Annotated in this window: 18 protein-coding genes and 1 tRNA gene; 9 read left to right on the top strand and 10 right to left on the bottom strand. The window is 37.8% G+C overall.

Annotated features, from left to right (window positions below):
- Positions 1-38 precede the first annotated feature (38 nt).
- The 4 genes from htpG to SOI84_RS01770 form a co-directional block, all read right to left on the bottom strand.
- A complete protein-coding gene (htpG, locus tag SOI84_RS01785) occupies positions 39-1925 on the bottom strand; it encodes a molecular chaperone HtpG (RefSeq protein WP_320674696.1) in 1887 nt (628 codons plus the stop codon).
- Between the two features lie 84 nt (positions 1926-2009).
- Positions 2010-2240: an indolepyruvate ferredoxin oxidoreductase subunit alpha gene (locus SOI84_RS01780; RefSeq protein ID WP_320674695.1), complete on the bottom strand. Its 231-nt coding sequence runs from the start codon at positions 2238-2240 to the stop codon at positions 2010-2012.
- A gap of 22 nt (positions 2241-2262) precedes the next feature.
- Complete coding sequence (locus SOI84_RS01775; protein WP_320674694.1) at positions 2263-3441, bottom strand: ATP phosphoribosyltransferase regulatory subunit; 1179 nt, start codon at positions 3439-3441, stop codon at positions 2263-2265.
- A 33-nt stretch (positions 3442-3474) separates the two neighbouring features.
- Complete coding sequence (locus SOI84_RS01770; RefSeq protein WP_320674693.1) at positions 3475-4350, bottom strand: inositol monophosphatase family protein; 876 nt, start codon at positions 4348-4350, stop codon at positions 3475-3477.
- A gap of 212 nt (positions 4351-4562) precedes the next feature.
- Here SOI84_RS01770 and SOI84_RS01765 point away from each other — a divergent pair.
- Positions 4563-4649 (top strand) — tRNA-Ser (locus SOI84_RS01765).
- A gap of 77 nt (positions 4650-4726) precedes the next feature.
- On the opposite strand, the gene pstB is transcribed toward SOI84_RS01765, so the two are convergent.
- Genes pstB through pstC form a run of 3 tightly spaced genes read right to left on the bottom strand, consistent with a single transcriptional unit; the run spans position 4727 to position 7454 of the window.
- Positions 4727-5548 carry a phosphate ABC transporter ATP-binding protein PstB gene (gene pstB, locus SOI84_RS01760; RefSeq protein ID WP_320674692.1) on the bottom strand — a complete coding sequence of 274 codons (822 nt, stop codon included), beginning with the start codon at positions 5546-5548 and terminating at the stop codon, positions 4727-4729.
- 41 nt (positions 5549-5589) lie between these two features.
- Positions 5590-6501 (bottom strand): phosphate ABC transporter permease PstA, encoded by a 912-nt coding sequence (gene pstA / locus SOI84_RS01755; RefSeq protein ID WP_320674691.1) that lies wholly within the window; start codon positions 6499-6501, stop codon positions 5590-5592.
- Between the two features lie 2 nt (positions 6502-6503).
- A complete protein-coding gene (gene pstC, locus SOI84_RS01750) occupies positions 6504-7454 on the bottom strand; it encodes a phosphate ABC transporter permease subunit PstC (protein ID WP_320674690.1) in 951 nt (316 codons plus the stop codon).
- Between the two features lie 142 nt (positions 7455-7596).
- Here pstC and dnaK point away from each other — a divergent pair, with 142 nt between their 5' ends.
- The 5 genes from dnaK to SOI84_RS01725 all read left to right on the top strand — a co-directional run bounded on the left by dnaK (position 7597) and on the right by SOI84_RS01725 (position 12474).
- The gene (gene dnaK / locus SOI84_RS01745; protein WP_320674689.1) at positions 7597-9597 is read left to right on the top strand and encodes a molecular chaperone DnaK; all 2001 of its coding nucleotides are present in this window, start codon (positions 7597-7599) and stop codon (positions 9595-9597) included.
- Entirely contained in the window at positions 9581-10510 is a 930-nt protein-coding gene (locus SOI84_RS01740) for a DnaJ domain-containing protein (protein WP_320675318.1), read from the top strand. The genes dnaK and SOI84_RS01740 overlap by 17 nt, the downstream gene beginning before the upstream one ends.
- Before the next feature lie 49 nt (positions 10511-10559).
- The gene (locus tag SOI84_RS01735) at positions 10560-10952 is read left to right on the top strand and encodes a DUF3110 domain-containing protein (RefSeq protein WP_320674688.1); all 393 of its coding nucleotides are present in this window, start codon (positions 10560-10562) and stop codon (positions 10950-10952) included.
- A 1-nt stretch (position 10953) separates the two neighbouring features.
- Positions 10954-11916, top strand: coding sequence for an N-acetylmuramic acid 6-phosphate etherase (gene murQ, locus SOI84_RS01730; RefSeq protein WP_320674687.1), 963 nt, complete (start codon positions 10954-10956; stop codon positions 11914-11916).
- Between the two features lie 132 nt (positions 11917-12048).
- Complete coding sequence (locus SOI84_RS01725) at positions 12049-12474, top strand: peptidylprolyl isomerase (protein ID WP_320675317.1); 426 nt, start codon at positions 12049-12051, stop codon at positions 12472-12474.
- Between the two features lie 25 nt (positions 12475-12499).
- Here SOI84_RS01725 and ribBA read toward each other — a convergent pair whose 3' ends face one another.
- Positions 12500-14227: a bifunctional 3,4-dihydroxy-2-butanone-4-phosphate synthase/GTP cyclohydrolase II gene (ribBA, locus tag SOI84_RS01720; RefSeq protein ID WP_320674685.1), complete on the bottom strand. Its 1728-nt coding sequence runs from the start codon at positions 14225-14227 to the stop codon at positions 12500-12502.
- 39 nt (positions 14228-14266) lie between these two features.
- Between ribBA and argC the strand changes: the two genes are divergently transcribed.
- A complete protein-coding gene (gene argC / locus SOI84_RS01715; protein ID WP_320674684.1) occupies positions 14267-15373 on the top strand; it encodes an N-acetyl-gamma-glutamyl-phosphate reductase in 1107 nt (368 codons plus the stop codon).
- 2 nt (positions 15374-15375) lie between these two features.
- Here the strand turns inward: argC and purN are convergent, their stop codons facing one another.
- Positions 15376-16005, bottom strand: a complete 630-nt coding sequence (purN, locus tag SOI84_RS01710) for a phosphoribosylglycinamide formyltransferase (RefSeq protein ID WP_320674683.1) — start codon at positions 16003-16005, stop codon at positions 15376-15378.
- 214 nt (positions 16006-16219) lie between these two features.
- Between purN and SOI84_RS01705 the strand changes: the two genes are divergently transcribed.
- A complete protein-coding gene (locus SOI84_RS01705) occupies positions 16220-17956 on the top strand; it encodes a PDZ domain-containing protein (protein WP_320674682.1) in 1737 nt (578 codons plus the stop codon).
- A 170-nt stretch (positions 17957-18126) separates the two neighbouring features.
- Positions 18127-19728 carry a glucose-6-phosphate isomerase gene (locus SOI84_RS01700; RefSeq protein ID WP_320674681.1) on the top strand — a complete coding sequence of 534 codons (1602 nt, stop codon included), beginning with the start codon at positions 18127-18129 and terminating at the stop codon, positions 19726-19728.
- A gap of 9 nt (positions 19729-19737) precedes the next feature.
- Here the strand turns inward: SOI84_RS01700 and leuS are convergent, their stop codons facing one another.
- Complete coding sequence (gene leuS, locus SOI84_RS01695; protein ID WP_320674680.1) at positions 19738-22374, bottom strand: leucine--tRNA ligase; 2637 nt, start codon at positions 22372-22374, stop codon at positions 19738-19740.
- Between the last annotated feature and the right edge of the window lie 32 nt (positions 22375-22406).

Here is a 22406-nt window from a genome sequence, read left to right as displayed (position 1 = left end):
TTCCTTCAGGTATCTCTTACCAGAGTAGTACATCATGGTTATTGTGCCTTATCAACCAATTGCCCCATAAGCTGGGCTGATCTGTTTTGGAATCCTGCTAGTTCCTCTGGCTCAAGCCCTCCGACACTTAATTTGGCCATATCGTATAAATGGATAGCAATATCCCTGGAAATAGAAGTCGTAGGGGACGATTCTCCTGTTCCGACAAGAACCCCTCCAGAATGTAGCTTCATTAAGCCTTTTACTAGAGAATGATTTTGATTGATCAACAGCACGTGATGTTCAGGCAATCCAGGAAGGCGTTGTTCAATAAGGGCTCCCATGTCATTTATTCTTCTCATTTGTTCTGGTAGGAGAATCATTGCTGGTGGTGCTTCTTCTCCTCTAAGGGCCTGGACTTGAACAGTGATTTTTTCATCGCTCAAAGCATCTTTTACGAGTGTCTTAATCTTTTCAGATTCAGTTTCTCCATCTTTATCGGCCAGTTCGGATTTGTCTTCGGTTAGTTCTCCTGATAAACCAGAGTCAACTCTTTCGAACTTGACGTCATTATTTTTTGTCTCTAGCCAAGGAATATATTGAGCATCAATTACTGTCTCTGCTTTTAAAACTTCAATTCCTTGTTCTTTCCAAAGACTTATAGCATTTCTCTGTGAAATCTCATCAGTGCAGTATATAACTTTCTTTTCGTTCCCTTCCTTTATGCGATCTAGGTAACCTGAAAGTGTTGTGTATGACTTACCATTTTTTGAAATAAGTGTAACATCTTCCTTATCGGAAGATGTTGTTCCGAATAAAACATATTCACTAATCTGTTCTGCAAATTTTTCATCTTCCATTATCCCTATTTTTATAAATGGACCTATTGTTTCCCAGGCTTCGGCGTAAAACTCTGGTTCACTATCTTTTATTGATTTAATTTTATCCGAAACTTTCTTAGCAACAAAACCTCCAATTGACCTAACCCTTCTATCTGTCTGTAGAGCACTCCTGCTTACATTAAGGGGAATATCTGGTGAATCAATTACTCCCCTTAAAGGTAGTAAGTAACGAGGTACTACCTCTTTTATGGAGTCGCTAACAAAGACTTGGTTACAATAAAGATTTATTTCTCCAGACTCCCAATCAGCTCTGCCTGTTGTTCTCGGAAAAAATAAAATACCCTGTAAAGTATACGGATAGTCTGTTTTTAGATGTACCCAAAGTAGGGGATCACCTTGATATGGATATAAATACCTGTATAGGTCAATATAATCTTGATCTTTCATTTCTTTTGGGCTTTTCCGCCAAGGAGCAGTCATTTTATTGATCATCTCACCTTCTAATAAAATCTCGACTGGCATGAAATCACAATATTTTTTTATTAGTGTTTTTATTCTTGTAGGTTCTAGATATTCAGTTTCATCTTCCATTATGTGAAGGACAACTTCTGTGCCAATTTCTTCTTTATCAGTTTCTTCTAAAGTAAAGTTTGGCGTCCCATCACAAGACCACTTTACCGCTTTGCTTTTATCTATGGCTGATAATGATACTAATTCTACTTTTTTTGCGACCATAAAAGACGAATAAAAGCCAAGACCAAAATGTCCTATGATGTTATCTTCATTTTTTGAATATTTCTGAAGGAACTCTTCTGCACTTGAGAATGCTACCTGGTTTATATATCTTTTTACTTCTTCGGATGTCATTCCAATACCATTATCTGAAATAGTTATAGTTTTTCTTTCCCTATCAATGCTTATGGCTATTTGATCTTTGTCGGCATCACTGCAGTCACCGGAAACAGACGCCATTCGCCGCTTGCTAATTGCATCAACGCTATTGCTAACAAGCTCTCTTAGGAAAATTTCATGATCAGAATAAACTGCCTTTTTAATTATGGGAAAAATATTTTCAGTATGGATTTCGATTTTTCCTTCTTCCATGAACCCATTGATGTGATTTTTGTAAGGTTAGTATTGCTTCGGGAAATTATTAAAGGCCAAATGGTTGGGGTCTCCGTACCACCGTTACTCTCTGGGAGTTCTTTGAAGTTCTGAACGCTCTTCCTCTATAACAGCGCCTTCCACCGGACAAACCTTCAAGCATATGCCGCAATCTATACAGGTTTCGAAATCTATCCACCAATAGTTGGTACCTTTAGCGTTCTTTGTTTCGCCCTGCTTAATGCAGGCAACCGGACATGCTGTTGCGCAATCTGCAACTCCTTCACATTGGTCGGTAACAATAGTATGAGGCATTTGTAAGTTTTGAATTTATAAACTAGCCATTTAACCAGTTTAAATTTTTACATCCTCTTAATAAGAGGAGTTTTTGGGCGCTATCAAGATCAGGACAACGTTCAAGCTCGAGAACAGCTGTTATACCTTTTCCATGCAATTCCCTTTGTTGAATTAGTGCGTCTTCTAGACTTTTTCTTGGACCATACGCGATCAACGTTCTTGAATTATTCACCTGGTTTTGTTTAGAACTTGTTATTTGTTCTCTTATCGCATCTATTGCAAAACTAAACCCTACTCCAGCAGCCTCTTCTTTGTTCCCTCCACAGTTAGCAACAAGCGCATCATATCTTCCTCCCCTTGCTATTACTACTGGTGAGGACTTCCCTTGACAAATTAATTGAAATACTAGTCCATTATACAATTCAAAATGAGGCTGAAATGTTGGATCTAGCTGTAACTCGATACCTTGTAATTTTGAGATTGGTTCCATCTGTTTAAATAGCCTTAGTAAATCTTTAATTATTGGTTCTTCACCAAAGATATCCTTTAGTCGAGTTAGCACATTATTTGCGGTACCTCTAGTCTGAATGATTTTGATTAATTTTTCTTGATGTGCGGAATGCAAATTAAGTTGTTCCAATCCAACTCTATCGAAATCAATCAAATAGTTTTTTATTTCCTCTTTAAGCTTACCCCTGTAAGGATTAAGAATTAACTCCATAAGGCCTGTATGCCCAATTAAGAGAGTGGTCTTGTGGTGCGCGTTAATTTTCAGTGTTGATAACGATTCAATAAGTAGTGAAATCAATTCTAATTCAGCTTCAATATGTTTGACACCAAATAATTCAACACCACTTTGCAGATTCTCCTCAATGCATAATCCACCCTCTGCTCCTACTTTACTTTGAAAGATTGTTCCAGTAGCCCATAGTCTAAGCGGCCTAGGCCTGTTTGATAACCTCGTGCATGCCGCTCTGGCTATTGATGCAGTCATCTCAGGTCTAAGGCCTAAAGGAACTTCTGCTACAAGTTTGACTATTTCTTCACTTGAAATCCCACCTCCAGCGGTCAAGGTATCAAGCCTTTCTATTCGTGGAGGAGAAACTTCTTCATACCCCCAAAGGCGATAAACCTCAGCAAGGAGAGTAGTGATTTCTTGATTTTTTTCTACTTGCTGAGGAATCAGATCCTTAGCTCCAGCTGCTGGTTGAAGAGCCATCCCGTGTGTTAATGGTGGTTATAAGGAATCCGCTTAATTATATTTTGCTGTGCCATATGTTACCTCGGGCAGGGGTTGTACTTTCTTTAGTTCATTTAATAGTGGTTCCTTTAAGCTAGGGGTGCAAGCGAATACCCTCCCGTTTGTTAGGTCAAAACCTCCGCCCTTATAGTCACATATTTTGCAACCTGCCAATTCAGCTATAGGTATTCCGGCTGCAACATCCCATGCTGATAGTCCTCTTTCCCAATAGCCGTCTATTTTTCCGCAGGCAACATATGCCAAGTCAACGCTCGCAGCGCCTGCTCTTCGTACGCCTTGCGTTCTATGAGTTAACCAACAGAATTCGGCATAATTATTGTCTTTGATCTTTACTCTGTCATAGGCGAAACCTGTAACTAATAACGAATCTTGAAGTGAGTTGGTTTTAGAAGCAAAAATTTTCTCCCCATTACAAAACGCTCCGACTCCAGGTATACCCCAAAAGTTTTCTCGTAGAGCAGGAGCAGAAATGGCTCCAAGTAATGGAACTTTTTTCCAAACTAATCCAATTGAAGTAGAAAAGAATGGATAACCGTGTGCATAATTCGTTGTGCCGTCGAGTGGATCAATACACCATGTTAATGAGTCAGAATTTCCAATATATCCACTTTCTTCGGCCAGGATTGAGATTTCAGGACATTCTTTTCTGAGATATTGAATTACAGCTTGCTCGGATTCTAGATCAGCACTTGTAACAAGGTTTCCCCCAGAGCCTTTACTTTTAACATCTCTAATCTTTCCATATTTACTCATTAGAACTTTACTGCCTATTTTGGATGCCTCTAATGAGACTTTTCCTAGTTCTTTTAAATCACTTGAATCTAGGTTGGCATCTTTTGAAGCTATTTCACAAAGTAATTGATTCATCAAGATGCAGCTAATTTTCTCATTACATTGAGTATAGCGCTTTTAGCTGATCTTTTGTTTGTATTAATATTAGGATATTTTTGAATAGTTTCAGGAATCTATATTTATCAACCAGCTATAAAGAATAGATTATAAACGAGAAGATTTTTTATTGTAAAGATGAGTAAAATTGACAATAGCCTGCTATGTTCTAATAAGATACCACCATGCCTGGAGAGATGGCCGAGTGGTCGAAGGCGCAGCACTGGAAATGCTGTATAGGGGCAACTCTATCGAGGGTTCGAATCCCTCTCTCTCCGTTTATCTAAAAAATTAAGCCAATTTAACGGCTTCAATTTTATCTTTTTTATCTTTCTATCATATGTTTCTTATGCATTTATCCAAAATGACCAGAAACATAGTCTTTTGTTGTTTTCTGATTAGGTGAATTAAATATTTTTTCAGTGTCGTTAAACTCAACAAGATAACCAACCTTCCCAGAACCACCTTTCTGCATCTCTGCATTAAAAAAAGCTGTTTTGTCGCTTACTCGTAATGCCTGTTGCATATTATGAGTGACAATAACGATGGTATATCGTTTTTTTAATTCATGTATCGTTTCTTCGATTTTTAGGGTGGAGATAGGATCTAGTGCAGAACATGGCTCATCCATAAGTATTACCTCAGGTTGGATTGCGATTGTTCTTGCAATGCATAGTCTTTGTTGTTGACCTCCTGACAAAGAATATCCACTTTGATTTAACTTGTCCTTGCATTCATCCCAAACTGCTGCTTGTTTTAGTGAGGTTTCAACCAATTCATTCATGTCACCTTTGTAGCCATTTATTCTGGCCCCAAAGGCTATATTCTCAAAAATACTTTTTGGGAATGGATTTGGTTGTTGGAAAACCATACCTATTCTTCTTCTGACCTCAACAGGATCAATACCTGGCTTGTAGATATCTGTACCATTGAAGAGAACTCTGCCTTTTAATGAACACCCATCTATTAGATCGTTCATACGGTTAAGTGATCTAAGTACAGTTGATTTACCACAACCTGAAGGCCCAATTAAGGCTGTTACTCTGTCTTTTGGTATCTGAAAAAAGATGTTTTTAACTGCTTCAAGTGAACCATAACTTATAGTAACATTCTCTAACGAAATAGTATTAGAATTTTCTTCTTTTGTCTTTGTCACTGGCTTTGATGTAGGAATCATCTTTATTTAAAGTGTTGTTTTAGGGTGTATTTTAAGGGTGTTCATTTTGGTGTGAATCTTCCTAATAACCTTGCTAATATATTCATTGTCAGAAGCATTAATACAAGTACAAATGATGCGGCCCATGCAAGTTCGTTTTGAGCTTGGTAAGGCTCCAAAGCAAAGTTATAAATTAAAACCGATAAAGATGCTATTGGCTCTAAAAGTGTTGAAGGTCCGGAGGACCAGTAGAAAGAGAATAAAGCAGTGAAAATTAATGGCGCTGTTTCGCCAGCTGCTCGAGCAATTGCAAGAACTATTCCAGTTGCAATTGGTGTGATTGCAGCTGGTAAGGTTATCCTTGTAATTGTGGTGAATTGACATGCTCCTACAGCATAGGCACCTTTTCTAAGCCCATCAGGAACAAGTTTCAGGCCTTCCTCAGTAGTTTTAATTATTGTTGGTAGCATTAAAATTGAAAGAGATAACCCACCAGCAAGTGCACTAAAGTTTGACCCTAAGATAATCTTGCTCGATACGATCGATCCATATACACATATACCCGCAATTATAGAGGGAATACCAGCAAGTATATTTGTCCCAAACCTAATAAACTTAGAAAAATTGCTTTTCTGTGAGTACTCGGCAAGGTATATCCCTCCACCAATGCCTATAGGTACGGCTATAGATGCCCCGATCAATGTGACTATTAAAGTTCCAATTATTGCATTCCCAATGCCTCCAGAAGTTATGTCGTCGCCTGGCGGCTCTGGTAATTGAGTGAATAACCCAATGCTTATCTGTGTGCCTCCTTTTACCATAATATAAATTAAAATAATTATCAATGGAGATATGGTTAATAGTGCAGAGATGGCAGATGTTATCGTTAGAGATTTATTTATAATATTTCTTAAATTACCATGCTTGTAAGTTAAGGACATTGGATCTTGGTTTGTAGATGTTTTTATGTTCATCTTTAGTATTTAAGACTTAGTCTTCTTACAATCATTTGTGCTAAAATATTCACTATTAGAGTCAATATCATAAGTATTAGAGCAGCAAACATTAGAGATGAAACTTGACTACCATCGGCTTCTCCAAATTGATTGGCAAGCATTGCTGCAATAGTATTCCCTGGCGAGAAGAGAGACCAGTTAAAGTTATTTGAATTTCCGATTATCATTGTTACTGCCATTGTCTCACCCATTGCTCTTCCCAATGCAAGTAAAACCCCTCCGGCAATTCCAGAGATTGCTGCAGGAAGAATTATATTAATTATTGCTGACCATCTTGTTGCGCCAACACCATAAGCACCCTCTCTTAAATTCTTCGGAACTTGGTTTAGTGAATCTCTCGCTATAGATGTGATAATTGGCATTATCATTATCACTAGAATTATTATTGCTGGAGCGATTCCTGGACCCATTGGCTCTGTGCTAAAGAAAGGTAACCAAGAAAAGTAGATGTTTAGATAAATAAGTAATGGCCTTATAAATGGCTCCATAACAAATATTGCCCATAAGCCAAGCACAACCGATGGAATTGCAGCTAATAATTCCACCATTAGTCCTATTAGATATCTGATTTTTTGAGGAATTATGTCTTCAGTAATGAATATCGCAGTGCTGATACTTAATGGTACCGCTATACACAATGCAAGCAGTGAGGTTACAAGGGTGCCATAGATTGCAGTGAAGGCACCATACTTATCACTAACTGGATTCCATTCAGATGTATATAGGAACTCTATTCCGTACTTTCCTATCGATTCTAATGACCCCCAAAAAACAACAATGAATATCCCAGTAAGTAAAACTGCTACCAACGAAGCAAGAAAAATAGCCAGATTCCTAAAGCTTATGTCTCTCAGCCTTTCCGAGGTTGGTCTTTGCCTAAGACTGAAGAGTTCAGCTACAGATTCCGGCATAGCGATACCTGTCACTACATAGACGTTATTCCTAATTACACCCTTGTCACCATTAATAGCCTTTTTGCTTGGAAAACGACACTAGGCAATGACTTGAGAATATATTTAAACAAGTTAGGGTTGGAATTCAGTTCAAACAGCCATGGGGCGGATAGTAGGAATTGATCTTGGAACCACTAACTCCGTTTTGGGAGTTCTAGAGGCAGGTCGTCCTCAAGTCATTGCTAATGCTGAAGGCTGTAGAACTACACCATCGGTGGTCGGTTATACCAAGGATTCAGAACTTTTAGTCGGACAGTTGGCTCGTAGACAGTTGGTGCTTAGCCCTAAAAACACTTTTTCGAATTTGAAACGCTTTGTCGGACGTTCATGGGATGAGCTAGAAGAAAATAGCCTGAATGTTCCTTATACCGTAAGAGCTAACGCGAATGGAAATGTCAGGGTTACATGTCCTTCTACAGAAAGAGAATACGCCCCTGAAGAATTAGTGGCCTGCATTCTGAGAAAACTTATAGATGATGCTGAAACGTTCTTAGGAGAGCCTGTAGAGGCTGCTGTGATTACGGTTCCTGCCTACTTCAATGATTCACAAAGGCAAGCCACTCGAGATGCTGGTCGATTAGCTGGAATAACCGTAGAACGCATTCTTAATGAGCCCACAGCGGCTGCACTGGCATATGGTTTTGATCGGTCTGCAAAGAAAAAGGTTTTAGTCTTTGATCTTGGGGGAGGCACCTTTGATGTCTCCCTGATGTCAATCGCAAATGGGGTTTTTGATGTAAAGGCAACTTGTGGTGACACACAGCTTGGAGGAAATGATTTTGATCAGAGAATTGTTGATTGGCTTTCTGATGATTTCCAAAAAAAATATTCCATTGACCTTCGACGCGATAGACAAGCACTTCAACGTTTAACAGAAGCTGCCGAAAAGGCCAAACAAGAGCTCTCAGGAGTAAAAAGCACGCCAATTTCTCTACCTTTTATTGCAACGGGATCAGGCTCTGAGGGCCCTCTTCATATAGAAACGACTCTAGATAGGCCTACTTTTGAATCACTTTGCCCTGATTTGTTAGATCGTTTACTACTACCAGTCCAAACAGCAATTAATGACTCAGGTTGGGACCCCAGGGATGTTGATGATGTTGTTCTAGTAGGGGGGTGTACACGAATGCCAATGATTCAACAACTAGTCAGAACAATGATTCCTAAAACACCTTCCCAAACAGTTAACCCAGATGAAGTTGTAGCAATCGGGGCAGCTGTTCAAGCAGGAATCTTAACGGGTGAATTACGTGATTTACTGCTGAATGACGTAACTCCACTTTCTTTAGGGCTTGAAACTGTTGGAGGTTTAATGAAAGTTCTTATACCAAGAAATACCCCAATACCTGTTCGACAGGCTGACGTTTTTAGCACATCAGAAGCCAATCAGTCTTCTGTTGAGATACATGTTTGGCAGGGTGAAAGACAATTGGCCTCTGATAACAAATCATTAGGTAGATTTAAGTTGTCAGGCATTCCTCCAGCACCCCGAGGCGTTCCTCAAGTACAGGTGGCTTTTGATATTGATTCAAATGGTTTATTAGAAGTTAGCGCCACTGACAGAACAACAGGTAGAAAACAATCAGTTAGTATCCAAGGTGGTTCCACACTTGATGAAGATGAGATAAAACAAATTCTGGCGGATGCTTCTGCTAAGGCAGATGAAGATAGAAAGCGTAGAGCTAGTATTGATAGAAGAAATAGTGCACTCACTCTTGTTGCTCAAGCAGAACGTAGACTTCGAGATTCAGCTCTAGAACTTGGTCCTTATGGAGCAGAGCGACAGCAGCGAGCTGTTGAAATGGCTTTAAGAGATGTACAAGATGAACTAGAAAATGATGATCCACAAGAACTCGAGTTTTTAGTTGCTGGATTACAAGAAGCTCTTTTTGGGTTAAATCGTCGTTTGACTGCCGAAAGACGTAATGACTCGAATCCATTGCAGGGAATTCGCAACACTTTTGGTTCACTTAAAGATGAACTTTTCTCAGATGATTATTGGGACGACGATCCTTGGGATAATCAATCATCACTTAATGAGTCGAGACGAAACCCTCGAAGAAGGAATGTAGATCAATGGGATGATGACTTCTACCGCTAACCCAGATTATTGGGCTTTATTAGGTTTATCTCCTGATAGTGACCAAAAAGAATTGAAGCTAGCTTTTAGGAGAGAGGCTAGAAAATGGCATCCTGATTTAAATGGGAATGATAGGAATGCTGAAGAACGGTTTAAGTTAGTAAATGAGGCTTATGCTGTTTTAAGTGACCCTCGAAAAAGAAAAGCTTGGGAGGGTTCCAATAAAACAAGAGAAGAAAATGAGAGTCCATTTACTGAAGGATTCCCTACTTTTGAGGAATACTTATCATTAGTTTTAGGCTCCGAAGAGCAATTCCCTTTAGATAAAGAATACCAAATAATTGAAGAAGAAGAAGATTTTAAACAAGAAGACGACGTCTCAAATGTTCGGGATTGGCCTGCTAAAGCTTCACCTCCACCGCCACCAGTCCAGGCTTTCCAAGACTTAGAAACTTTAGTCTCTCTTTCTCCTGAACAAGGACTTCATGGCACAACAGTTCAAATCGAATTAGACGAAGGAACCTTGATAGAAGTAGATACACCCCCTATGGCTGGTGATGGATGGAGATTGAGACTCGCCGGAGTTGCACCTGGTGGTCGTGATCATTTCTTACAACTTCGAATCCAGACCGATGAAGGGCTTCGTGTTGATGGGTTGAGAATTCTTTATCGTTTAGAACTTTTGCCTGCTGACGCTGTATTGGGATGTGCAGCAGAGGTGCCGACGATTCACGGTCAAGTAACACTTCAGGTCCCCCCAGGCTCTTCAAGTGGACGTCTATTACGTCTTCGTGGACGAGGGCTTGAAATGGATGGGCTTAAGGGAGATCAACTTGTTGAAATAGTTGTTGTAATTCCTTCTGAATTAGGAGACTCTGAAAGAGCTCTTTATGAAAGATTGCAGGAACTTTCTGTTGATCCGGAGCTATTTTAAAAAATATCTCCTGATTGATGACAGAATTACTAAACCCTTCAACAAGTCAATGCGTGTACATGTTTTGCTTTACGATTCAGGCAAAGAAAGTGAGGGCATTCATTCTTTAGAACTTTCAGGTCAAGTTATCGTGTTGATGTTTGAGAATCCTGAGGATGCTGAAAGATACAGTGGCCTTTTAGCTGCGCAAGATTTTCCAACCCCTACTGTTGAGGAAATTGACCGAGAAGAAATAGAGGCCTTTTGCGTAAAAGCAGGATACGAAACTCGTTTTGTAGAAACTGGCTTTGTACCAAAAACTGAAGAAGAAAGATTATTATTATCCCCTCCTATTAAGAATAAGGATGTTGTTAATTGGCAAGAGAAAGTTAGTAATAATGGCGAATCTGAGAATGAATCTAATCTTGATTCAATCCGTCAACGTTTAGAAGGTCTTTTATAGTATGGCTCGTAGCAAGAAAAGACTTTCTTTTAATATTAACGACTCATTGACTGATAGGGGTTACCTGCCAACTGAACAAACTAATATATTAAGTAGTGGAATTGATCAGCTTTCTACTAACCAGTTGGTAAACCTCTTTTCTGAGGAGGATAAAAAACCACAAATTGCGGTGAAAGGAGCATCATTCGAAATCTCAGAGGCCATTGATAAAATTATTCCCAGAATAAGTAAAGGCGGCAAAATTTTTTATATTGGAGCTGGAACATCAGGAAGGTTAGGTGTTTTAGATGCAGCTGAATGTCCTCCAACCTTTTGTACTCCTCCAGAACTTGTACAAGGTGTTATAGCAGGAGGATATGACGCCTTGTTTTCTAGTGCAGAAAGAATTGAAGATGATTTGAATGCTGGCCAAATTGATTTACAAACCCGCGGTTTTTCTAAGAAAGATTCGTTGATTGGCATAATGGCCGGTGGAACAACTCCCTATGTTCATGGGGCTTTATCTTTTGGAAAGGAGATCTCAGCATTAACAATTGCCATATCATGTGTACCAAAGGATGTTGTTTTTATTCCTTGCGATGTTGATATACGTTTAGTTACCGGACCTGAGTTGTTAGCAGGTTCAACAAGGCTTAAGGCAGCAACAGCAACCAAAATGGCACTGAATATTATTTCAACCTCTGTTATGATTAGGCTTGGCAAGGTTTATGGTAATAGAATGATTGATTTAAGTATTAGTAATACTAAATTGCTTGATCGTTCATTGAGAATACTAAAAGAATTAGTTCAACTTGAGAGGGCAGATGCATTTCAATTGTTGGAAAGATGTGATGGTTCTGTAAAGCTCTCTTTACTAGTACACACCTCAAAATTATCCGTAGAGGAGTGTAGGAATTTGCTGAAATTAAATGCTAATAACTTACGACAAACCTTGGCTGCATTAGGACTACCTCAGCTAAATTAAAATCCTTTTCTCAATAAGCTTATTTATGCAACTGTCATATTAAGCAAATATTTAGTTCTATTTCACATTTTATTCCTTATAGAATATAATGTGAAATAAATCTGCCTTTTTTCAAACGTGACAACTGTTATTATGGAAACGGACGCTGGCGTAATTGAATTAGACTTGTTTGAGTCTGATGCTCCAAAAACAGTAGCTAATTTTCTTAAGTTAGTGAATGAAGGTTTTTACAATGGCTTAGCTTTCCATCGTGTAATTGATGGTTTTATGGCACAAGGAGGCTGTCCAAATACTAGGGTCGGCGCAAAAGGCACCCCAGGGACTGGTGGACCTGGATATACAATTGATTGCGAGATTAACTCACACAAGCATCAACCTGGCTCGCTTTCAATGGCTCATGCAGGTAAGAATACTGGTGGAAGTCAATTCTTTTTAGTACATCAATCACAGCCACACCTTGACGGAGTACATACAGTATTTGGTGAAACTAAGGATTTAGAAGTTGTTCTTTCTTTAAAGAATGGAACTAGAATCATTAAGACATCTGTTAGAAGTTAGAATACAGTTGAATAATACCTTGAATTTAATTTTTATCCCACTTAATCAATAATGGCCTTGATTTTGATTCAATTTCTCGTGACAAGTTAATCACATTGCTTTTATTTATAGTATTTAGCTTAAGTGCTTTTCCCCCTAGACTTACAGAAGGGTGTAGAACCTGATCTATATTATCTGTAAGGAAAAGCGATATACGATTTGTTTCCTTAATGTCTGCAAGGAAATTTATAATCTTCATAGTACTTATCACGCATGAATCATCCTCAGTTGCCTTTCTTTGGTTACATTTGACTCTCCATAGAAAGGTAGGGTTCTCAAGGATTGCTTCTAGCCTAGATGAATGCTCTGTAATCAGGTTGATGTTCTGATTTAAAGATTTTGATTCAGCTTTTGACCTAAATAACATGATATTTTCCTGTTCATTTAGTAGATCCCATGCAAGATAAATATAATTAACTTCTTCGACTCTGTCTTGTTGGTTACTATCTATAAGGTGACCTAACTTGTCTCTTTTCACGGCAAGATAAGCTTTGTTATGATCCCCAGGGCAAATTACAAGAGGAATTCTTTTTTCCACTTGTAATCCATAACCTCCTAATCCAGCAATTTTTCTTGGATTATTTGTTAATAACTTTAATCTGTGAATACCTAAATCAGTAAGTATCTGGGCACCTACACCATAGTTTCTTAAGTCAGCTGGAAAGCCTAACCTCTCATTTGCCTCTACTGTGTCTAGCCCACCATCCTGAAGACTATATGCTTTGAGCTTATTTAATAGACCTATACCTCTACCTTCCTGCCTTAGGTATACAACTACACCTTCACCCTCTTGTTCAATTCTTGCTAGTGCAGCTTCTAACTGAGGTCTGCAATCGCATCGTAATGAACCAAATGCATCTCCAGTTAGGCATTCAGAATGCATTCGTACAAGAACTGGTTCTTTTAATTTTCTTGGGTTGCCTTTTACTAAAGCAACATGTTCAGATCCATCAAGATTGTTTTTGTAACCTATGGCTTGAAATCCACCGAACAATGTTGGTAATGTAGCATTAGCTTTTCTAATCACAAATCTTTCATTTTCTAACCTATACCTTATTAAATCAGCAATACTAATTAATTTTAATCCCCATTTTTTTGAGTAATCATAAAGTTCTGGGAGCCTTGCCATAGAACCATCTTGATTCTGTATTTCACAGATAACTCCCGCGGGAACTAAACCGGCCATTTGGGATAGATCCACAGCGGCCTCTGTATGCCCTGCCCTTTTTAATACTCCACCTTTACGTGCCTTTAATGGAAATACATGCCCAGGTCTTCTAAGATCTCTCGGATTCGTTGCCGGGTTGATAGCGACTTGAATTGTTCGAGCTCTATCTTCTGCAGATATTCCAGTAGATACTCCATTCTCTGGGCCTGCATCGATGCTTACTGTAAATGCTGTTTCATTTGCGTCTGTATTCCTATCAACCATAAGAGGTAGGTCTAGAGCATCAAGACGTTCCCCTTCCATTGAAAGACAGATTAGGCCTCTCGCTTGAGTTGCCATAAAATTTATCTGTTCGGGAGTGGCAAACTGAGCTGCACATATCAAATCACCTTCATTTTCTCTTCTTTCATCATCTACAACAACAACAGACTCGCCATTTCGAATGGCCGCTAAGCCATCAGAAATTGGGTCAAATTGGATTTCTCCGCTTCGATGACTAGGCTTAGTATTGTTCAGGCTTGTTGATGCGGGATTTTCTTCAATCATTATCGTTGCAAGTACGATTGACTGGTAATAAAAACACTTATGGATAAGAAACCTCTTATACCCGCAACCGGATCAAATATGAAAGCACAGAAGCGAGTAGCGGTAATTGGGGCATCCGGATATGGAGGGCTCCAGACAATAAGATTATTGCAGGATCATCCAAAGTTTAGGGTAAGTTTTTTGGGTGGAAAGCGTAGTTCTGGAAAATCTTGGAATCAATTTTTTCCATTTCTGCCTTTGGATGAACATTTAACAATTCAAGACCCTAATCCCCAAAAGATTGCTGAAGCTGCGGATTATGCAGTTTTAAGTCTTCCGAACGGAGAATCCTCACAACTTGTGCCAAAACTTCTTGAACACAAAATACGGGTTGTTGATCTATCTGCAGATTTCCGTTACCGATCTCTAGAACAATGGTCACAAGTTTATGCTCATGAATCTTCGAGGCTGCACCGTAATGATCCTGTTCTTTGTAAAGAGGCTGTTTATGGCTTAGCTGAATGGAAGGAAGAGGAAATATCACATGCAAATCTTGTTGCAGCACCAGGCTGTTTTCCTACTGCAAGTTTATTGCCTTTACTCCCTTTTTTAAAACAGGGATTGATTGAAGAGGAAGGAATCATTATTGATGCAAAAACTGGCACTTCCGGTGGTGGAAGGGCCCCAAAGGAAACCTTTTTACTAGCCGAAGCTTCAGAGTCAATTTCACCCTACGGCGTTGTAGGGCATAGACACACATCCGAAATAGAACAATTAGCAAGTGAGATTGCTGGTCATACAATTCAAGTTCAATTCACACCACACTTGGTTCCTATGGTCAGAGGCTTGTTGGCAACAGTTTATGGAAGGTTGAGAGATCCTGGTTTAACAGCTGAAGACTGTACAACTGTTTTAGAAGCTATCTATCGTGATCATAAAACTATCAATGTGCTACCTGTTGGTACATATCCAGCTACAAAGTGGGTGAAAAATACAAACAAAGCATTTTTATCAGTCCAGGTTGAACCACGTACAAGCCGTTTAATACTTATGTGTGTCGTTGATAACCTCGTTAAAGGTCAGGCTGGACAGGGGGTGCAATGCTTGAATATTATGGACGGACTACCGGCAAATATGGGTCTTCCAAATACTACTTTTTATCCATAGAACTATTTGCTTCTAAGATTTCTACCTGCCAATGAAATTGAATATGGAAGAAGAATGTGCTCTTGAGTTTGGATTTTAGCTGTTAATGAATCATGATTGTCATTCTCATTAACAGTCACTGCTGCCTGGCCTATAATTTCACCCGAATCAACTTCATTTGACACATAATGAACTGTGCAGCCACTAATCTTTACAGAGTTATCTAATGCTTGTTGGACAGCCTTTAGTCCTTTAAAGCTTGGTAAAAGGGATGGGTGTATATTAATTAATCTTTTGTTAAAAGCATCAATAAGTCTTTTAGTGACGACTCTCATCCACCCTGCCATTACTATTAGTTCAATATCTAGATTTTTCAGATGCTTTATAATTTCTTCGTCAAATTCCTCCCGGGTATTGTAATTTCTATGATCAATTGTAATGATAGGAACATTATGTGAGTATGCTTTTTCCACTGCTGGACAATTTGGATTGTTAACAATCAATGCTTTTATACATGCGTTAAGTTCATTTTTATATATCGATTCTGCTATTGCTTCAAAATTACTACCTTTTCCTGACGCCATGATTGCTATTCTTAGAGGTGGATTAAATCGATAACCAGCATAGTCAGATGGATATATAATTGAGTTCATACTGTGCCTAAGATAATCTAGGATTATGTTGATAATTTAATATTATCCTCTTTGCCTCAATCGGTGGTTAAGGAGATACATTATTTAAGAAATATAAATCTTATAGCTAATTATAAAAAGCTCATTCTCTTTTATTAGTTAAATAATATTTGGTTTTGGTGTCTTCTGTTGGAAGGAATGTAGTATTTATTGTGAATCTATTTTTGATAGGGGTATGAGTACATCAGAGCATCTTAGTGAAAATTACAGTTGTCAGGATTTTGTTGATATTAGCTTAGATTTGAGTAAGCCTAATACACAGTTAATAGAAGTAGAGATTAGTTTTACCCCTGAGAAGGGCCACGTCATAATGTCCTTGCCTATTTGGACTCCCGGTTCTTATACAGTAAGAGATCATGTTCAGTTTTTACATTGTTTATCCATAAAACAATGTGGCAAGACTCTTAGATTTGAGCGCCCTTCACCAAGCTCTTGGGAGTTCATTGTCACCTCCGAAGAAAAAGTTTATGTTAATTACACAGTCGAAGCAAGGACCTTATCTGTTAGAACTTGTTATTTAGATCAGGAATTTGCTTCTTTATGCTTACCTGCTTTAGTATTGTTAATTAAAGACTTTCGTTATAAAGGTCATAAACTTTCACTAATGCTTCCACCTGAATGGAAAGCAGCAATTCCTTTACAGGCTGAAGAAAATATTTACATTGCAAGTGACTATGACAAATTGATAGATGCTCCAGTACATGCTGGAGACTTGTTTCAGAATGAATTGAATGTTTCAACTTTCAAACACAAAATAATTCAAATAGGAAAAATCCCTGAAACGTTACCTAATTCGTTTGTACAAGATGTTGAATTGATCTGTGAGGCTACAAGTAGGCTTCTTAAAACTCCCCCGCCATCTGAAGATGCTTACATTTTTATAGTTCTCTTTTTAGATAAGGGCTATGGGGGCTTAGAACATGACAATAGTTGTGTTTTACATTTCTCTAATGAAAGATTGGTGAAACAGTCTGGTTATAGAGAGTTATTGCAGCTTTTTGGTCACGAATACCTTCACCAATGGAATATTCGTCGCCTCAGACCATCTGATTACTACAGATATAATTATCAGTTACCAGTAACAACAGATACCCTTTGGTTTGTTGAGGGTTTAACAAGTTATTTTGATCTGACATTGCCATATATTGCAGGATTATCTTCTGTTAACGATCTCCTTGATGATCTTACTAATGAAATTACAAGATTTTTCAATACTCCTGCTAGGTTTGAACATTCACTTTTAGATAGTTCTAGGGAGTCATGGGTTAAATTATATAAATCTCATTCTTCAAGCTCAAACTATCAAATAAGTTACTATAATGTTGGGACCTTATACTGTCTATGTCTCGACATCTCCCTAAGAAAACTTGGTAGCAGCTTATCGTTTGTTCTTAGGTACATGTGGAATAACTTTGCAATTAATGCTAAAGGGTATAAAACATCAGATGTCTTTAGTTTAATTTCCTCCATTGATAATAAACTAGCTGAAAACGCTGTTATGTGGTTAAACACACCTAACACCTTACCTTTAGAAGATCTCCTCTTGGAAATCGGCTATCAGATTGTACGAAGAAAAGAAAGTAAATGTTTTTCAGGTTTTAAAGTTTCTGAACTTCACGGTAAATTTACTGTTAAAAGTATTTTAAAGGATAGTCCAGCGATGTCTTCTGGATTTATAGAAAATGATGAATTAATCTCCTTTGATGGATTTAGACTAGCCGATTTAGATTCTTTCGTAAAATATTTAACATGTCATGATGATGTTGAAATTATTTATTGTAGAAGAGGTACGATTAGGTATACAAAACTTAATTGCTCCAAAAACTTTCAAGATCATATTATAATTAAACAATTACCAAAAGTTGATAAAACAAAAGGGGATTTACGTAATCTCTGGCTGAAATTTGTTTAACATTTTTATGCAGAACCGCCCAGGGTGACAGTATTTTTTTTGTCATCCCTGAAGAACATGCTATTTTCCTGAAATTTAATATTCCATTATATCTTTTATTATTCTGCTACAGCTCTCCGTCATGCATTAAAGTTTAGGAACATAACTTCCTTGGGAATTCACTAACTCTAATGGCCTTTTCCGCTAGCCATGATCCTGAAACGAATTCAGAATGGACACGATACTGTCAATTAAACTGGTTTAACGACGATTTAGGAATTTGGCTAGATATAAGTCGAATGCATTTAGATCATAGGAAACTTGGAATCATCGAAGAAGACTTTCCCAAGATACTTGATTCAATGAATAGTCTTGAAAATGGCTCTATCTCCAATATTGATGAACAGCGGCAAGTTGGTCATTATTGGCTTAGGAATGCTTCAATAGCACCAAATGACGAAATCAAGAATAGTATTAATGGTCAGATAAGTACGATAAAGGAATTTTCTCAGAAGATTTTAGAAGGAACAATTAAATCCTTTAATAATAAAAACTTTTCGGATGTTGTTTGGATAGGAATAGGTGGCAGTAGTCTTGGTCCTTCTTTGCTTATTAACGCTTTAGGAAATTCTAAACAAAAATTAGACTTTCACTTTTTGGACAATATTGATCCTGAAGGAATGTGTAGGGTACTTTCAAGAATCGAAGCAAAAATTGACTCTACCTTATTTGTAGTTGTTAGTAAATCAGGCTCTACCCCGGAGCCTAAGATTACAATGGAAGCTGTAAGGGAATATGTACTATCGAAAGGTTGTAACTGGACAAAGCATGCTATCGCAATAACTATGCCAGATAGTAAGTTAGATAAACTTGCAAAAGCTGAAGACTGGTTGGCAACATTTGAATTGCAAGATTGGGTTGGTGGAAGAACTAGCATTACTAGTTCAGTAGGGCTTTTACCTGCTTCTCTTTTAGGATTAGACATTAATGAGTTTTTAAAAGGTGCTTCAAGCATGGATCAACTCACTAGAAATCCCTCATATAAGGATAACCCTGCAGCCTTACTTTCTACCTCATGGTATCTAGCTGGAGAAGGAAAAGGTAAGAGGGACATGGTGGTTTTACCCTATAAAGATAGATTAGAAGTTTTCAGCAGATATCTTCAACAACTAGTTATGGAATCACTAGGTAAAAAAAATAATAGGCAAGGTCAGGTTGTACATCAAGGATTAGCTGTATATGGAAATAAAGGTTCCACAGATCAGCATGCATATGTCCAACAACTTAGAGATGGTGTTGATAACTTCTTCGTCACCTTTATCGAAATACTTGATGACATTGGTGAATTTAATTTTGTCAATGGATTAAATTCTGGGGACCATCTCTCTGGATTCTATCAAGGTACAAGGCAGGCACTAACTGAAAGTGGTAGGCAAAGTATAACCATCACTATGGACAAACTTAACCCTTTTACATTGGGAGCTTTGATTGCTCTCTTTGAGCGAGCGGTAGGTTTTTATGCTGAGATGATTAATGTAAATGCTTACGATCAACCAGGAGTAGAGGCTGGTAAGGCTGCTGCCGCTGATGTTTTAAAATTACAAGGTAGGATTGAGAACCTTCTTTCTGATTGTAAACCTCGTAGTCTTTCTCAAATTGATAAAGAAATAGGAGAAAATAGTATAGAATCTATTTTTATTATCCTAAGGCATTTAATTTATAATCGCCCAGAATATAAGACTATAGGAGAATTTAATAATCCTAATGAATTAAAATTTTTAAAGTGTTCGTGATCTTATTAATTATTTGACTAGATTTATTAACTTTCCTGGTACATATATAATTCGTTTTGCCTCTTCTCCTTGTAGCCATTTTTGAGCCACATCTCCTTCTTTAACTAGATTCGTGATTTCTTCTTTTCCAATGTTTGCTTCGACCATAATTGATCCTCTGACCTTTCCATTCACTTGAATAATGATTTTAAGCTCTTCTCTAATTAGGGCTGTCTCATCAACTTTTGGCCATGTCATGAGATGAATACTATCAGTAAATCCAACTTGGCTCCAGAACTCTTCTGCAACGTGAGGGGCAAATGGAGCTATCAATAAAATAAGTGTTGATAATGCCTCAACTAAAACGTCCTCTGAGACTAGATCAAAATTTTCATTTATAGAATTAGATAATTTCATTAACTCTGAGATTGCCGTATTGAACTGAGGTTCACCTTCTAGGTCCTCAGTTATTGAGCTTATAGCTTGATGTACAGACCTTCTTAAACCCTTTTCGCTTGCAGACAGATCATCTTTATCATATATTTTGTATTCAAATTTCATACCTTTTCTTGTTTCATTGAGCGGTTTTTCTGATAACCGTTGTATTAACCTCCATAATCGGCAAATAAATCTATACTGTCCTTCTACATCTGAGTCATTCCACTCCAGATCTTTTTCTGGTGGAGCTTTAAAAAGAACAAATAACCTTGAGGTGTCTACCCCATATTTATCTATTACTTCTGTTGGGTCAATTCCGTTATATTTTGATTTTGACATCTTCTCATAGAAGACTTCAAGTTTATCGCCAGTTACAGGATCTTTAGGATTACTCTTGTCCTTTACTCTAGTTGGAGCTATATATTTAAAGGTATATGGATTCTTGTATGTTATTCCTTGAACCATTCCCTGTGTTAACAATTTAGAAAACGGCTCGTTAACATCAATCAATCCTTTTTTTGATAATGCTTTGGTAAAAAATCTTGAATATAATAAATGAAGAATAGCATGTTCTACCCCACCCACATATTGATCTACTGGCATCCACTTATTTGTTTTTTCTAGTGAAAATGGCATATTTTTGTTAGCTGAATCTGTAAATCTAAGAAAATACCAAGATGAGCACATAAAGGTGTCCATGGTATCTGTCTCCCTAATTGATTCTTTTCCGCACTTCGGGCAGGGTGTTATTAGCCACTCATTACTTGTTTTTAACTTTGACTTTCCTTTTGTAGAGATTTCTAATAATTTTGGTAATTTAACTGGTAAATCCTTCTTCTCTACTGCTACTACTCCACATTCTTTGCAATGAATAATTGGTATCGGGCATCCCCAGTACCTTTGCCTCGAAATCAACCAATCTCTTAATCTGTATATTGTCTTTGGTTGGCCCCAGCCTTCTCTTTGTGCCTTTCCAATAATCATTTCTCTAGCAACTTCTGATTGTAATCCATTAAATTCATTTGAGTTAATAAGTATCCCCTCATCTGTATATGCTCTGTCAGTAGGGATATTTTTATCAAGATCCTTTTTAGTAATGACAAATTTGATTGGGAGTTTATACTTTTGCGAGAATTTGTAGTCCCGTTCATCATGTGCGGGAACACCCATAACAGCACCTGAACCATAATTTGGTAAAACGTAATCACCTACCCATAAAGGAATCTTTTGATTTGTTGCGGGGTTTAATACTTCTATTCCTGTGTCAATTCCATTTTTATCGCGATGCTCAGATGTTCTTTCTAGATCATTTATCAAGCTAACATCACGCTTAAATTGTTTAATCCTCTTTTCATTATTTGGTCTTATAATTGAATCAATAATTGGATGCTCTGGAGCGACTACTAGGTATGTTGCTCCAAATAGAGTGTCTGGCCTGGTTGTGAATACTTCGATAAATCTATCATTAATATTACATAACTCGAATTTTAAAAAACTACCCTTTGATTTACCAATCCAGTTCGATTGCATGGTTTTTACGCTTTCAGGCCAACCTGTTAATCTATCTAAATCGGCTATGAGATTGGGAGCATATTCTGTTATCTTAAGGAACCATTGTTTAAGAAGCCTTTTCTCAACCTTTGCTCCAGACCTCCATGACTTACCATTAGAATCTACTTGTTCATTTGCGAGAACAGTTTTATCTATTGGATCCCAATTTACCTCTGCTTCCTTTTGATATGCAAGTTTCGATTCAAACAATTCAAGAAATAAATATTGTGTCCATTGGTAATAGTCAGCATCGCATGTCGCAAATTCACGGTCCCAGTCAATGGACAGCCCCAGTCGTTTTAATTGCTTTCTCATTTGGTTAATATTTTTTTTAGTCCATTCCTCAGGGTTTATTCCCCTTTCGATTGCCGCATTCTCAGCTGGTAATCCAAATGCATCCCACCCCATAGGTTGAAGAACTTTATAACCTTTCATTCTGTGGTATCGCGCCAGGACATCTGTTATCACGTAATTCCTAACATGACCCATATGTAGTGTTCCAGATGGGTAAGGAAACATTGATAGAGCGTAGTATGTATTCTCACCAGTTTTTGGATCTGATGTGTTGTCTATGCCCATCTTCTCCCAAACCTTTTGCCATTTAATCTCTAAATCCTTGTGGTTGTAGTGCAGTCCTTCCTGCTTGGAGTATGAATCTTGTGGTACTTCTTTATTCACGATCTAGTAACTGAGTTTTCCTAAGGTCTTAT

This window comes from Prochlorococcus sp. MIT 1341, assembly GCF_034092415.1.
Lineage (GTDB): Bacteria > Cyanobacteriota > Cyanobacteriia > PCC-6307 > Cyanobiaceae > AG-363-P08.
The sequence above is the reverse complement of the archived record's forward strand: the minus strand, read 5'-3'. Positions and strand labels throughout refer to the sequence as shown.

Bases quoted from the DNA above. Each gene is read 5' to 3' on its own strand.
- htpG (WP_320674696.1), bottom strand. From the start codon at position 1,925: ATGGAAGAAGGAAAAATCGAAATCCATACTGAAAATATTTTTCCCATA.
- SOI84_RS01780 (WP_320674695.1), bottom strand. From the start codon at position 2,240: ATGCCTCATACTATTGTTACCGACCAATGTGAAGGAGTTGCAGATTGC.
- SOI84_RS01775 (WP_320674694.1), bottom strand. From the start codon at position 3,441: ATGGCTCTTCAACCAGCAGCTGGAGCTAAGGATCTGATTCCTCAGCAA.
- SOI84_RS01770 (WP_320674693.1), bottom strand. From the start codon at position 4,350: ATGAATCAATTACTTTGTGAAATAGCTTCAAAAGATGCCAACCTAGAT.
- pstB (WP_320674692.1), bottom strand. From the start codon at position 5,548: ATGATTCCTACATCAAAGCCAGTGACAAAGACAAAAGAAGAAAATTCT.
- pstA (WP_320674691.1), bottom strand. From the start codon at position 6,501: ATGAACATAAAAACATCTACAAACCAAGATCCAATGTCCTTAACTTAC.
- pstC (WP_320674690.1), bottom strand. From the start codon at position 7,454: ATGCCGGAATCTGTAGCTGAACTCTTCAGTCTTAGGCAAAGACCAACC.
- dnaK (WP_320674689.1), top strand. From the start codon at position 7,597: ATGGGGCGGATAGTAGGAATTGATCTTGGAACCACTAACTCCGTTTTG.
- SOI84_RS01740 (WP_320675318.1), top strand. From the start codon at position 9,581: ATGACTTCTACCGCTAACCCAGATTATTGGGCTTTATTAGGTTTATCT.
- SOI84_RS01735 (WP_320674688.1), top strand. From the start codon at position 10,560: ATGCGTGTACATGTTTTGCTTTACGATTCAGGCAAAGAAAGTGAGGGC.
- murQ (WP_320674687.1), top strand. From the start codon at position 10,954: ATGGCTCGTAGCAAGAAAAGACTTTCTTTTAATATTAACGACTCATTG.
- SOI84_RS01725 (WP_320675317.1), top strand. From the start codon at position 12,049: ATGGAAACGGACGCTGGCGTAATTGAATTAGACTTGTTTGAGTCTGAT.
- ribBA (WP_320674685.1), bottom strand. From the start codon at position 14,227: ATGATTGAAGAAAATCCCGCATCAACAAGCCTGAACAATACTAAGCCT.
- argC (WP_320674684.1), top strand. From the start codon at position 14,267: ATGGATAAGAAACCTCTTATACCCGCAACCGGATCAAATATGAAAGCA.
- purN (WP_320674683.1), bottom strand. From the start codon at position 16,005: ATGAACTCAATTATATATCCATCTGACTATGCTGGTTATCGATTTAAT.
- SOI84_RS01705 (WP_320674682.1), top strand. From the start codon at position 16,220: ATGAGTACATCAGAGCATCTTAGTGAAAATTACAGTTGTCAGGATTTT.
- SOI84_RS01700 (WP_320674681.1), top strand. From the start codon at position 18,127: ATGGCCTTTTCCGCTAGCCATGATCCTGAAACGAATTCAGAATGGACA.